10 protein-coding genes and 1 pseudogene are annotated in these 12,888 nt (G+C 68.6%); 9 read left to right on the top strand and 2 right to left on the bottom strand.

Going from position 1 to position 12,888, the window contains the following annotated elements; all coding sequences use genetic code 11:
- Positions 1 to 263: 263 nt before the first annotated feature.
- Positions 264 to 692, bottom strand: a complete 429-nt coding sequence (locus Y887_RS16660; protein WP_046965409.1) for a hypothetical protein — start codon at positions 690 to 692, stop codon at positions 264 to 266.
- Between the two features lie 513 nt (positions 693 to 1,205).
- On the opposite strand from Y887_RS16660, the gene msrB reads away from it, so the two are divergent.
- The 7 genes and pseudogenes from msrB (at position 1,206) to Y887_RS16625 (ending at position 6,731) form a co-directional block, all read left to right on the top strand.
- Positions 1,206 to 1,670 (top strand): peptide-methionine (R)-S-oxide reductase MsrB, encoded by a 465-nt coding sequence (gene msrB / locus Y887_RS16655; protein ID WP_046965408.1) that lies wholly within the window; start codon positions 1,206 to 1,208, stop codon positions 1,668 to 1,670.
- A gap of 283 nt (positions 1,671 to 1,953) precedes the next feature.
- Positions 1,954 to 2,434: pseudogene (locus Y887_RS16650) on the top strand (MliC family protein).
- A 97-nt stretch (positions 2,435 to 2,531) separates the two neighbouring features.
- The gene (gene motA, locus Y887_RS16645; protein WP_046965407.1) at positions 2,532 to 3,386 is read left to right on the top strand and encodes a flagellar motor stator protein MotA; all 855 of its coding nucleotides are present in this window, start codon (positions 2,532 to 2,534) and stop codon (positions 3,384 to 3,386) included.
- Positions 3,387 to 3,396: 10 nt separating this feature from the next.
- Positions 3,397 to 4,569 (top strand): flagellar motor protein MotB, encoded by a 1,173-nt coding sequence (motB, locus tag Y887_RS16640; protein WP_046965406.1) that lies wholly within the window; start codon positions 3,397 to 3,399, stop codon positions 4,567 to 4,569.
- 179 nt (positions 4,570 to 4,748) lie between these two features.
- A complete protein-coding gene (locus tag Y887_RS16635; protein ID WP_046965405.1) occupies positions 4,749 to 5,339 on the top strand; it encodes a hypothetical protein in 591 nt (196 codons plus the stop codon).
- A gap of 8 nt (positions 5,340 to 5,347) precedes the next feature.
- Positions 5,348 to 5,632, top strand: coding sequence for a DUF4031 domain-containing protein (locus tag Y887_RS16630; protein ID WP_046965404.1), 285 nt, complete (start codon positions 5,348 to 5,350; stop codon positions 5,630 to 5,632).
- 412 nt (positions 5,633 to 6,044) lie between these two features.
- Complete coding sequence (locus tag Y887_RS16625) at positions 6,045 to 6,731, top strand: response regulator transcription factor (RefSeq protein WP_046965403.1); 687 nt, start codon at positions 6,045 to 6,047, stop codon at positions 6,729 to 6,731.
- Here the strand turns inward: Y887_RS16625 and Y887_RS16620 are convergent.
- Complete coding sequence (locus tag Y887_RS16620; protein ID WP_084726080.1) at positions 6,713 to 8,116, bottom strand: sensor histidine kinase; 1,404 nt, start codon at positions 8,114 to 8,116, stop codon at positions 6,713 to 6,715. The two genes, Y887_RS16625 and Y887_RS16620, sit on opposite strands and share 19 nt — an antisense overlap.
- A gap of 203 nt (positions 8,117 to 8,319) precedes the next feature.
- On the opposite strand from Y887_RS16620, the gene Y887_RS16615 reads away from it, so the two are divergent.
- Positions 8,320 to 10,749, top strand: coding sequence for a YadA family autotransporter adhesin (locus Y887_RS16615; RefSeq protein WP_084726079.1), 2,430 nt, complete (start codon positions 8,320 to 8,322; stop codon positions 10,747 to 10,749).
- Positions 10,750 to 10,812: 63 nt separating this feature from the next.
- A complete protein-coding gene (locus tag Y887_RS16610; RefSeq protein WP_046965402.1) occupies positions 10,813 to 12,717 on the top strand; it encodes a S8 family serine peptidase in 1,905 nt (634 codons plus the stop codon).
- The last annotated feature ends 171 nt before the right edge of the window (positions 12,718 to 12,888 follow it).

Genomic DNA, 12,888 nt, shown 5'->3' with positions numbered 1-12,888 from the left:
GGGGATTGGGGATTGGCGGATGGTGCGTTGCAGGTCGCAGCGGTCGCGATGCCTGCTGGGAGGGCGCTGGAGGCAGGGATGGCTGGAACCAGCTGAAGGTGGCGACATCCGATCAGTTTTCGGGAGACCGGTGGCCACCATTGGGCCGCGCGGGCAGGTTCGCCCATTGAATGCCTTTGGGCGCCGCACCTTGAATGCGTTTGGGCGCTGCACCGACACGTCGCAGCGCGTCGGACGGTCGCGTGCGGCTGGCAGCACAGCAGTCAGCGCACTACGCGCATGCCGTCGCCGGCCGGAACGGCGTCGTAGTAGCGCCCGGTCTTGGTATCCAGCACCCGGTTGGGGCCGGCCGGCTGCATGCCTTGCAGCAGACGCCCGTTACGGTCGTAGACCATCGGCGAGGCGGTCGGCACCTGGCTGCCTGCAGGCGCAACCGGCGTCGCGGCCGGGCCCCGCGTGGGAATGCTGGGGGCAGCCGGGCGCTGGCTCAGCTGTGACGGCACCGGGCTCAACGCGTTGGCGGGCTGCAGCGCGCTTGGCGGCGCCACCTTGGGCTGGGCGGGCGGCGCGGTGGTGATGGGCTGCAATGTGTTGGACGAGCGTGTGCTGGTGGCGGACTGCGCCAGGGCGGCACCGGCAATGCCGAGCAGGGCGCAGGCCATCAGGACACGCGTGGAAGGATGGATCGCCATGTCAGCCGCCGCAGTGAGTAAGGACACTCCTGGAATGGGGGCACTGCGGTTGCGTGCAATGGATGTGTCCGGCCGGCACATGAACGTCGGTGTCCGAGAGCCGTGCCGGGCGCGGCGGAGACCGGCCCATCCGGGCGCGGAATCGACGTGCACGCTCAGCGGAATCTGGTCAGCCACAGGACCAACCGTTGGCAGCCCCTCGTGTTCACTGTTCCATCCTCTGTCGGCAATGTCACCGTCCCGCAAAACCCTGCCGGTTCGCAGTGACGCGCGACAGTGCACAGAACCATGGATGCATCACGTCGATCCCCACACGCCTGCGCGAAGACGGTGCGCGTGATGCCGCGCCTGGGAAAAGCGCTGCCGGGCAGCTGCGGGACTCGCACCGGTCGGCCAGCGTTGCGCTCCGCGTTCACCGCTCGCCGCGATCCATCACGGTTGAACCCGTCCCGCTGCGCCCACATCACTTGTGCAGGCGCCGGCACTCCGCTGGCAAGTGCATGCGAGAGCCCCATGAGCCAGTTCGACCTGACCCCTCCCTCCCCCGCCCAGCGCGATGCCCTGATCGCCGGGCTCAGCGACGAGGAACAGCGCGTGCTGCTGCACCATGGCACCGAGGCGCCGTTCTGCGGGGTGTTCCTGGACAACAAGCTCGATGGGGTCTACACCTGCCGGCTGTGCGGATTGCCGCTGTTCCGCTCCAGCGCCAAGTTCGAATCCGGCACCGGCTGGCCGAGCTTCTTCGCGCCCTACGATGCCGCGCATGTGCGCGAAATCCGCGACATCAGCTACGGCATGATCCGCACCGAAATCGTCTGCGCACGCTGCGATAGCCACCTGGGCCATGTGTTCCCCGACGGCCCGCCGCCGACCGGCGAGCGCCACTGCCTCAACTCGGTGTCGCTGGGCTTTACCGAAAACGGCCAGGCGCTGCCCAACCCGCTGCATCGCGACGGCGCCGAGGCGCAGCCGGCCTGATGGCGCGCGCGGTCCGGCGGTATGGCTGAGCAGGTGGGCAGCCCCGGCCGGGGCCAGGCAGCCGATCGGTCAGCCGGCGCGTAAGCGCCCCAGAATCGCCCTGAAGCCAGCGGCCGCCCGGTGGCTGCTCGGTGACTGATTCGGGTGGCGGCGCCTGGTCAGCACTCGCGCAATCGCGCTCGGGTTGCGGTTGCCGGCGTGCAGTTTCTAGCTCGGCGCCATCGCCTGGTCCCGCCATCGCTGCCTGGGCCGAGGGCTCGACGCCCCAGGCAGGAGTCCGCAGATGCAGACGTTCTCGCCCCTGACCGTTGCCAGCCTGCTGGCGGTAGCGCTCGCCAGCGCTCATGCGACCGATCAGCCGTCGACAGCCGCCACACCTGCGGCAGTCACGCCGCTGCCCGCAACGGCCAGCGGCCAGCCAGCGCGCCGTCCAGCGACACCGATGCCAGCGTGACCGGTCCGTTTCCCGCCCTGCCCAGACTGCTCCCGCAGCGCCGGCATCTCTGGTGGGGCCTGCAGACGCGACGGCCTGGCGCTGCGGCGCCCGCGTGATCGCCACCGGCCTCGATCCGGCCACCGATGCGGTGCAGCCGCGCGTCGATGGCCGCACGCTGACCCTGCTCAGTCGACAGGCCGCCTCCGGGGCGCGGTTTGTCGACGCGCAAGGCCATGCATTCCGGCAGCATGCCGGCGAGGCGAGCCTGTCGCTGGCGGGCGGCGAAACGGTGAAGTGGGTGCATGAGGCCGCCACGACAATCGGCTGATCATTCAGTTACAGCGCACATCTTCACGGCGCGCGCTTCAAGAATCCGCCGCGCAAGCCGAAACAACTAGCACTCCCAGATTGCTTCCGGCTTCGCCATGCTCATCATCGTTGGCTTCATTGTCGTCATCGTCAGCGTCCTCGGCGGCTACGTGCTGTCGCACGGCAAGCTGGGCGCGTTGTGGCAGCCGTACGAGCTGATGATCATCGGTGGCGCGGCATTCGGTGCGTTTCTGGTCAGCACCCCGGGCAAGATCGTCAAAGAGACCTTCAGCAGCATCATGGGCGTGTTCAAGGGCCCGCAGTACAAGTCCGAGGACTACAAGGACACCCTGAGCCTGGTCTACGAACTGTTGAACAAGGCGCGTCGCGACGGCTTCATGGCGCTGGAAGACCATGTCGAAAAACCCCAGGACAGCACCATTTTTGGCAATTACCCCAAGGTGCTGGCCGACCATCACCTGCTGGACTTCATCACCGACTGCCTGCGCCTGATGATCGGCAGCAACATCGAGCCGCACGAACTGGAGCCGCTGCTCGAACTGGAGCTGGAAAAGCATCACCACGAGGCGATGGCGCCGGCGCATGCGCTGAGCAAGGTGTCCGACGGCCTGCCCGGCTTCGGCATCGTGGCGGCGGTGCTCGGCATCGTGATCACCATGGGTTCGATCGGCGGCCCGATCGAAGAGATCGGCCACCATGTCGGCGCCGCGCTGGTCGGCACCTTCCTGGGCATCCTGCTGGCGTATGGCTTCGTGGCGCCGCTGTCGGCGGCGATGGAAGCGCGCGCCGACCAGGACGGACGCATCTACGAGGCGGTCAAGACCGCGCTGCTGGCCTGCCTGCGCGGCTACAACCCGAAAATCGCGCTGGAATTCGCGCGCAAGACCCTGCCCTCCAACGTGCGTCCGAGCTTCGGCGATTTCGAAACGCACCTGAAGACGATCAAGTAGGGCCACGGTCATGGCCGAGGCCAAATCCACCGTCGTCATCCGACGGGTCAAGAAGGTGCAGGGCGGCGGCCACCATGGCGGCGCCTGGAAAGTGGCGTTTGCCGACTTCGTGACCGCGATGATGGCCTTCTTCCTGGTGCTGTGGCTGATGGCCGCCACCACCAAGGAACAGCGCGCGGCGATCTCCGAATACTTCCGCAATCCCAGCCCGTTGTCCGGCAAATCGCCGGCGCCTTCGCCCGGCATGAACGGCCCCGGTGGCGCCAGCACCTCGATGATCAAGCTCGGCGGCACCGCCGACATGGCCAAGGGGCAGAAGGACGAGATGGGCCGCAAGCGCGACAACGCGGCCGATACCGACGTGGACAGCCGCGCCAAGGACAAGAAGCGCCTGGAAGCGCTGATGCAGGACCTGAAGGAAGCCATCGACAAGAGCCAGGCGCTGGAGCCGTTCAAGGACCAGCTGCTGCTCGACCTCACCCCCGATGGCCTGCGCATCCAGATCGTGGACAAGCAGAACCGCCCGATGTTCGACATCGGCCGCGACCAGCTCAAGCCGTACACGGTGGACATCCTGCGCGAGCTGTCCAGCTTCATCAATCAGGTGCCCAACCACATCAGCATCACCGGCCACACCGACACCACCGCCTACAGCAGTGATGCCGGCTACACCAACTGGGAACTCAGCGCCGACCGCGCCAACGCCGCGCGACGTGCGCTGGTCGGGGGCGGCATGTCCGACGCCAAGGTGACGCGCGTCGTGGGCCTGTCGTCGTCGGTGCTGTTCGACAAGACCGACCCGCAGAACCCGATCAACCGCCGCATCAGCATCGTGGTGATGACCCAGGACGCCGAACAGGCCGCGCTGGCCGGGGCCGGCCAGGGCGTGGCGCTGGGCAAGTCGGTGCACGACGCCGACACCCAGGTGCCGGACCTGAGCGCCGCAGCCACCGGCACGGCCAGCGTGGGCGCGCCAGTGGCTGGTGCTGCGCCGACTGCAGCGGCGACACCGGCTGCCGGGAAGGCCGCTGCGGCGTCCACCCCGGTACCGCCCGGCACGGCCGCGGCACGCCCGGCCGCACCGCGGGTGTCCTCCAGCACACAGGTGGCCTCGGCCACCGCACTTGCCAAGGCGGCCGAAGCGGCCGTGGCAGCGCCGCGGGTAGCGGTAGAGGGGCAGTGACTGGCGCTGCGGGAGCCGGGATTGGCCAGGCGACCTGGGCGTCGGAGTCCGGATTGGCCAGCTGATCGCGCCTGCGGTGTCGGTTCCGTCTGGCTCGGGGACCCGCCGATTCCCGCTGCTCATCGCATCGTGAGGCGCACGCTCTAGAATGGCCGGCCATTCCCAGCGTCGAGAACACCGTGTCCCGCAATTCCAAGGCCAAGCGCGACAAGCGCAAGAAGCAGCAACCCAAGCGCCCCATCGTCCGTCTGGGCCAGGCGCCCCAGGTCACCAACCATGCCGTGCTGCAGGACGCCGACGGTCGCGTCGTGGCCGCGATCGGTCTGCAGGGTGGCAGCGAGTGGATGCTGTCGATCGGCGGCCAGACCATGGGCAGTGCCGACAACCCGGTGCCGATGCTGGCCATGCTCAAGCACCTGGCCAACCTGCAGGAAGCCGAGGGCAAGACCATCTCGCTGGAGTATTCGACCCAGCTGCAGCAGATGATCGACGACCTAGCCGCCGAGGAAGGCCAGACCGCCGAGGAATATCTGACCGCGCTGGTGGCCGAATTCCAGAACGCCGATGCCGATACCGATGAAGACGGCGATGGCGATGCCGAAGACGCAGCGGCCGATGCCGGCACCGACGCCGATGCAGAAGATGCGGCTGGCGACGACGCTGCCGGCGACGACGACAGCGCGGCAGATGCGCACGCCAGCGATGCCGCAACCGATGACGCCGATGGCGAAACGGCCGGCAAGAAGCGCAAGGCCTCCAAGAAGGCCTGACCCGGCCGATGGCTGTCTACATCGACGATGCGGTGCATCTGTGGCGCGACCAGCGCTGGGCGCACCTGCTCGGCGATACGCTGGACGAGCTGCATGCCATGGCGGCGCGGCTGGGCATTCCCCGCCGCGCCTTCCAGAACAAACTCAGCGGTGCGCATTACGACGTGCCCGCACCGCTACGCGCCGAGGCCATCGCCCTGGGCACCATCCCCATCTCCCGCCATACCGATCGCGCACTGCTGAAGGCGCTGATCGCCAATGCGCGTGCGCAGGCGCGCGGCCAGGCGCCGTAACGCCGCTCCGGCGACACGCCCATCGCACGCAGGCACGATCGCCGCGGAAAGCGCATCCCCGCAGTCATCGCCAGCGCGCAACGCGCTGGGCTGGCTGGCAGCAGCACGCACTATCGGCACGTGTTGCGGCGCCACATCCAAGCGCACACCGCAGCCGCCGCAGATCGGCACGATGACGCAACCCATACCGGCCGTGCGCCAGCGAGAAACCCATGGCGCTGCAACGACGCGTCAGGCTCGCGCAGACGACCCATGCATGCCTGCAACCCGATGCGCCCTGCGGCGCACTCACCGGTGCGACCGGCGACGTTCGCTTTTGCGCCCAAGCACAAGCCTGTCACTATCCAAGCGCCCATCTTCCGGAGCCGTTGCATTGCCTGTTCGCGTCTCGCCCTCCGCCCCACCCTCCCTGTTGCGCGTCGGCGTTCTCGAAGACGACGACGTGCTGCGCGAAGACATCCTGATTCCCGGCCTGCAGGAGTTCGGATTCGCGGTCAGTGGCGCCGGCACCGCCGGGGCACTGTACCGGCTGATGCTGGAGCAGACCTTCGACATGGTGGTGCTGGACCTTGGGCTTCCGGACGAAAGCGGCCTGAGCGTGGTTGCGCATCTGCGTTCGCTGTTCACTGGCCTGGGCATCGTGGTGCTCACCGGCAACCGCGGCCGCTCGGACCATGTGCACGCGCTGAGCAGTGGCGCCGACGCCTTCCTGCGCAAGCCCGCCGACCCTGAAATCCTGGCGCTGACGCTGCGCAACCTGTCGCGGCGATTGCGCCCGGCCGATGCCAGTACCGCGCAAAAACCGGCGTGGCGGCTGGAATCGGATGGGTGGTGCCTGGTCGCACCGGATGCGCGCATCGTGGTGCTGACCTCGCTCGAGCGCTGCCTGATGGGCTGCCTGGATGCGCAACGCGGCCAGGCGGTGGAACGCGAGGCGCTGGTGTCGGCGCTGGAAGACTGCGTCGGCGACTTCGACCTGCATCGGCTGGAGATGCTGATCCATCGCCTGCGACGCAAGGCCGCGCGTATCACCGCAGCCGATGCGCCGGCGTTTCCGCTGCTGTCTTCGCGTGGAATGGGTTACCTGCTGGCCAGCTGATCGGCGCGCGCCGATCGCGCCGGCGGCGCGGCGAGCGGCAACAGCAGGCGGATGCAGGCGCCGTCGCCCGTGTTGCCGACCTCCACCCGCCCGCCGGCGGCGATGACGATTTCGTTCACCACCGACAAGCCCAGACCGGTGCCCTTGCCGGCCGGCTTGGTGGTGTAGAACGGCTCCAGGATGCGCGCCAGCAACTGCTCGGGAATCCCCGGGCCGGTGTCGGCGAACTGCAGCACGACCATGCCGGCGCGCTGCTCGCCGTCGATGCGGAACAGCCCCTGCCCGTCCATCGCATCGCGCGCATTGGCGGCGATGTTGAGCAATGCCAGCTCCAGTTCGTCCAGGTCCATCGCGATCCACAGCGGCGGTCCTGGCGCGATGCCTTGCAACCGGATCTCGTGTCCGAACAGTTGCCTGAGCGTGGGTTCGATCTCCAGCAACGCGTGGCGCGCGTCGAACAGGCGCGCGATGCCGGGTTCGGCACGACCGAAGTTGAGAATCCTGCGACTGACGGTCAGCGCGCGGCGCGACGCGGCTTCGATGTTTTCCAGGGTCTTGAGCAACGGTGCCTCGCCACGGCCTTCCAGCGCGTCGCGACGCTGCGCAAAGCCGATGATGACGTTGATCAGGTTATCGAAATCGTGCGCAACGCCGGAAGCCAGGCGCCCCAGCGCTTCCATCTTCTGCGTGTGCAGCAACTGCTCCTGGACGCGCTCGCGCTCGGCCATTTCGCGCACCAGCTTGCGGTTCACCGCTTCGAGTTCGCGTCGGCGGCGCTCCGATTCCACCAGGCTGTCGCGCAGCGCGGCGATGGTGCGGTCGAGCATCAGGGTGATCAGCAGATACACCCCCACCGTCATCAGCCCCAGGCCGACATTGCCCCAGGTCGAACGCGATGGCGCAAACCACAGCAATTGCGCGATCAAGGCCATCGTGCACACCACCGCCAGTAGCGCAAACACGCGCCACAGATTGCGTCGACCGAGCGCCATGCCGGCGAGCACCAGGGCAATCACCGGCATCGGATTGGTCATCAAATCGAAGATATCGACCCGCACGTAAGTGACCAAGGTGCCGAGCAGCGCGGCGGCAATGAAGACCTTGACGCCTGCCGCGCTGCGGCCGCGCCGGATCATCGGCACGCCAGCCAGCGCGCCGAACGCGGTGAGCACAGTCCCGGCCAATGCGCAGGCCAGATCGGGCCTGGCCTGCAAGCGGCCCAACCCGGCGACATACAGAAAAAAACCGACATCGCCCAGGTTGTACAGCGCGATGGCGACCAGCAGCAGCTGCAGGAAGGCCACCTGCCGTCGATCGATCGGATCCTCGCGCCAGCGCGTGGCCAACCAGCGCGGCACGAGCCTGGATTTTGCGGCAGACAGCATCGCGACAGGACGTCCTTGAGTGTCTTTGCATCCTCACATTCGTGGTGAGTGGATGCAATCGTGGCTTGGTGACACGTGGCGCAGCGGCTGACTATGTTGGGTTGTCCCGCAACATGAAAATTACCGAACTCCAAGACATGTGGGGGTGTCTGCGAGCCGGCGTGCAGCGGTCGACCACTCCATCCACGCGCCAGGGAACCTCCATGAGCCAGATTGATCGTCTCTCCAACCGGGCTTGCGCCCGGCACGCGACCGCCACCGCGCCGCACCCCCATGCCGGCACACGTCCGCAGCGCGTGCTGCTGCATGCGGCAGTGCTGACCGCACTGCTGCTCGGCAGCAGCCCGGTGCTTGCGCAGGTCGCCACCACGCAGCGCGGCGCCGGCACACCCACTGGCCAGGCCGCGACCGATGCAGCCGCCCCTGCGGCCGATCAGGACGCCACCGCGCAGGCCGATGCCGACCAGGACGATGCTGCCGACACCGGCAAGCATTTCCATATCGTCGGCGGCGCCGACGCCAGCACCGATGTGGGCGCGTTCGCCGCCGAGCCGTATGCAGTGGCGATCGGCGAAGCCAGCAATGCGCTCGGTGAGGGCGGTATCGCCCTGGGCGCCGGGGCCACGGTGACCGAAAAGTTCGCACTTGCTGCCGGCTACGCGGCGGCAGCCACCGGCGAATCGGCGGTGGCGGTCGGCGGCACCACCGACGTGTTCGATTACGACGACGGTGGCAATATTCTCGCCGTGCACGCCGAGTCCACAGAAGCCACCGGCTTCGTGTCCACTGCGCTCGGCGGCGGTGCCAAGGCGCTGGATGCGATGACCACCGCCGTCGGCAGCGGTGCCGAAGCCAGCGTCTTCGAGGCCACCGCGCTCGGGCATCGTGCACGTGCGCTGGAGCAAGGTGCCACCGCCATCGGTACGCGCTCGCAGGCGCTCGGCTTTGGCAGCAGCGCGCTCGGCAACGGCGCCCGCGCCACGGCCGACAGCACCGTGGCGATGGGCTTCAATGCGCTGGCCAGCGGCACCGACAGCGTGGCGATCGGCGGCATCAGCACCGCTGCGGAGAGCGCAGGCAACAGCGTCGGTATCGCGGCAGCCACCGGCACCGGCGCAATCGCACTGGGCGCCGGTGCGCAGACCCAGTCGGACTATGCGATCGCCATCGGCTACAACGCCAATGTCTTTCCGAACCAGCCCGGCAACACCGACGCGGTGGCGATCGGCCATAGCGCGGGATCGTTCGGCGCCAACTCGGTGGCGGTGGGTGGATTCGCGCTGACCCAGGACGTGGACTCGGTGGCGATCGGGCAGCGCGCGGTGACCTACACCGCCAACAGCGTGGCGCTCGGCGCCAATGCCGAAACCTCCTGGTTCAACCCCAACAGCACCGCGATCGGCGCCGACACCGAGGTCAACGGCGTCGATGCCACCGCAATCGGCTATGGCGCAAAGGTCGGCGACTGGGTCGACGATGCCTGGAACCGCTCGGCCAGCAGTGCCGTGGCGTTGGGCGCGTATTCGCATGCCACACGCAGCAATAGCGTGGCGGTCGGCGATGTCGCATCCGGCTTGACCCGGCAGATCACCAGCGTGGCCGCCGGCAGCGAGGACACCGACGCGGTCAACCTGGCCCAGCTACGCAGCGTGGCCACCGCCCTGGGCGCCGGCAGCGCCTTCGATCCCGGCGGCAACCTGATCAGCGGCAGCTACCTGGTGCAGGGCGCGAGCTACGGCAACATCGGCGAGGCGATGGGCGCCATCGATGCGGCCTTGACCGGTTTCGATGGCCGCATCGGTGCCTTGCAGAACGTCACCGCGGGCAACGTGGCGGTCGGCGGCGGCAGCCTGGCGCCGGTGGTCGGTAGCGGCACCAATGCCGTGGCGATCGGTTCGTCGGCCACCGCCAATGGCGAGAACGGCCTGGCGGTCGGCGCCGACGCGCTGGCCTACGGCCCGCAAGACACCGCGCTCGGTGCCAATGCCAGGGTCAACGCCGACGGCAGCACTGCCGTCGGCGCCAATACGAGCATCGCCACCGCCGCCACCAACGCGGTGGCGGTGGGCGAAAGCGCCAGCGTTTCTGCGGCTTCGGGCACCGCGCTCGGCCAGGGCGCGCGCGTCGACGCCGACAACGCGGTGGCGCTGGGACGCGGTGCGGTGGCCGATCGCGCCAACAGCGTCTCGGTCGGCAGTGCCGGCAACGCGCGCCAGATCACCAACGTCGCCGCCGGGCAAAGCGACACCGATGCCGCCAACGTGGCCCAGCTCAACGCCGGTGACAGCCGCACGCTGAGTTCGGCCAACAGCTACACCGACAGCCGGGTGTCGGCGCTGAGCGATAGCTTCACCCAACTGCGCGATGGCAGCGAGCGGCGCTTCCAGAGCATGGATCGCCGCATCGACCGCATCGGCGCGATGAGCGCGGCGATGCTCAACATGGGCATCAATGCCGCCGGCACCCAGAGCGCGCGCGGTCGCGTGGCGGTCGGTGCCGGGTTCCAGAGCGGCGAACGCGCGCTCTCCATCGGCTACGCCAAGAAAGTGGGCGAGCGTGCCTCCTTCAGCCTGGGCGGCGCCTTCAGCGGCAGCGAGTCGTCGGCAGGACTGGGCTTCGGCCTGGACCTGTAGCGCCTGCGCCGCGCCGTGCACGTCGTCCCCCTCACTCCATCGATCCTTGCGAGAGCCATTCCCATGAACAACGCTTCGCTGCCGCTCACGTCCCTGCTGTTGAGCGCAATCCTGGCCACGGCCACGTTTCAGGCCCATGCGGCTACCGATCAACTCAGCCTGCGCGGCCTGCCGGCCGCCGGCACTCCCACCACGCTCCCTACACGTTTGATCGTCAAGTACCACAGCAGCGTGCCCTCCGACGGCTCGCGCCTGTCGATCCTGTCTGCGGCCGCCAACCGCGCCGGGGTGCTGCGCGCCGCCAGCGGTGCCCCACGCGCGACGCCGCTGAACGCACGCGTGCTGCGCCGAACCGGCACCGGCGCCAGCCTGCTGGACGTGGCGCGCACGCTCAGCAGCGCCGACCGCGACAAGCTGCTGGCCGAGCTGCGTGCCGACCCGCAGGTGCAATACGCCGAGTTCGATCGCATGCTGCGTCCGGTCGACGACTTCGCCGGCCCCGCGCTCAAGGCCGGCGCCAGCGCAGTGACGCCGCAGGCCACGGCCACGGCGGTCACCCCCAACGACCGGCTGTACGCCGGGTTCCAGTGGCATCTGCAGGACAGCACCGGCGGCATCCGGGTGCCGGAAGCCTGGGAGACCTCCACCGGCGCCGGCGTGGTGGTGGCGGTGCTGGACACCGGCATCCTGCCCGATCATCCGGACCTGAAGAACAACGACCACGTCCTGCCCGGCTACGACTTCATCAGCAACGCCGCGATCTCCCGACGCGACAGCGACGCCCGCGTGCCGGGCGCGCTGGATTATGGCGACTGGACCGAAGAGGGCAATTTCTGCGGGCTGCCGGCGCGCTCCAGCAGTTGGCACGGCACCCATACCGCAGGCACCGTCGGCGAACTCACCAACAACACCATCGGCGGCGCCGGCGTGGCCCACGACGCGCAAATCCTGCCGGTGCGCGTGCTCGGCCAATGCGGTGGTAGCGGCTCGGACATCGCCGATGCCATCGTGTGGGCCTCCGGCGGCCATGTCGACGGCGTGCCGGACAACACCCATCCGGCCGAAGTGATCAGCCTGAGCCTTGGCGGCCCGGGCAGCTGCGACAACAACACCCAGAGCGCCATCGACACGGCGGTCGCCAACGGCGCGGTGGTGGTGGTGGCGGCCGGCAACGAGGCCAGCAACGCCTCGCAGTTCAGCCCGTCGAGCTGCGGCAACGTGATCACGGTCGGGGCCACCCGCATCACCGGCGGCATCGCGTTCTATTCCAACTTCGGCAGCAGCGTGGATCTGTCCGGGCCTGGCGGTGGCGCCACCGACGACACCGGCAATGGCGGCTGGGATGGCGTGGTGCTGTCGACCGGCTACAGCGGCACGACCACGCCGACCTCGGGCGAATACCAGTATGTGGGCTTTGCCGGTACCTCGATGGCCACCCCGCATGTCGCCGCGGTGGCCGCCCTGGTGCAGAGCGCGCTGGCCGCCTCCGGCAAGACGCCGTTGGTCCCTGCGCAGATGGAGGCCATGCTGCGTCAGACCGCGCGTGCGTTTCCGGTCAGACCGCCGGCCGGCCGATCGATCGGCACCGGCATCGTCGATGCCACTGCGGCGTTGGACTATGTGCGCAATAGCTGCAGCGGCAGCGCCTGCACGCCAGTCACCGTCAGCCTGACCAACCGGGTCGCATTGACCGGCCAGAGCGGCGCGCAGAGCGACGAGAAGACCTATCGCTTCGCCGCCACCGCCGGCAGCGCGTTGAATGTGCTCAGCTTTGGCGGCGGCGGGAATGTCGCGCTGTACATCGGCTTCGAGGCCGAGCCGACCACCAGCAGCTACCTGATGAAATCCGCGCGCACCGGCAGCGCGCAAACGCTGCGGCTGACCGCGCCGCAAACCGGCACCTACTACATCAAATTGGTCGGCGGCGCGGGTGGCTTCAACAACGTGTCGCTGATGGCGCGGCAGTAAGCGGCAGGCGTGCCGGGGGCGGCGGCTGCCTCCTCCGGCACTAGAGCGTGTTATGTACTTTGAGGTGAGTGTGAAGCGTCCTGTGGCGCGTAGAGGCAAGGCGTGCGCTGCGGCCCAGGCTGGCCGCCTGGGCAAGGCGCGCAACGCGGTATCGGCCCGCCCCAGGGCGCT

The sequence above is a fragment of the Xanthomonas pisi DSM 18956 genome (assembly GCF_001010415.1).
Classification (GTDB): Bacteria; Pseudomonadota; Gammaproteobacteria; order Xanthomonadales; family Xanthomonadaceae; genus Xanthomonas; species Xanthomonas pisi.
The sequence above is the reverse complement of the archived record's forward strand: the minus strand, read 5'-3'. Positions and strand labels throughout refer to the sequence as shown.

Bases quoted from the DNA above. Each gene is read 5' to 3' on its own strand.
- motB (WP_046965406.1), top strand. From the start codon at position 3,397: ATGGCCGAGGCCAAATCCACCGTCGTCATCCGACGGGTCAAGAAGGTG.
- motA (WP_046965407.1), top strand. From the start codon at position 2,532: ATGCTCATCATCGTTGGCTTCATTGTCGTCATCGTCAGCGTCCTCGGC.
- Y887_RS16610 (WP_046965402.1), top strand. From the start codon at position 10,813: ATGAACAACGCTTCGCTGCCGCTCACGTCCCTGCTGTTGAGCGCAATC.
- Y887_RS16630 (WP_046965404.1), top strand. From the start codon at position 5,348: ATGGCTGTCTACATCGACGATGCGGTGCATCTGTGGCGCGACCAGCGC.
- Y887_RS16660 (WP_046965409.1), bottom strand. From the start codon at position 692: ATGGCGATCCATCCTTCCACGCGTGTCCTGATGGCCTGCGCCCTGCTC.
- Y887_RS16615 (WP_084726079.1), top strand. From the start codon at position 8,320: ATGAGCCAGATTGATCGTCTCTCCAACCGGGCTTGCGCCCGGCACGCG.
- msrB (WP_046965408.1), top strand. From the start codon at position 1,206: ATGAGCCAGTTCGACCTGACCCCTCCCTCCCCCGCCCAGCGCGATGCC.
- Y887_RS16620 (WP_084726080.1), bottom strand. From the start codon at position 8,116: ATGCTGTCTGCCGCAAAATCCAGGCTCGTGCCGCGCTGGTTGGCCACG.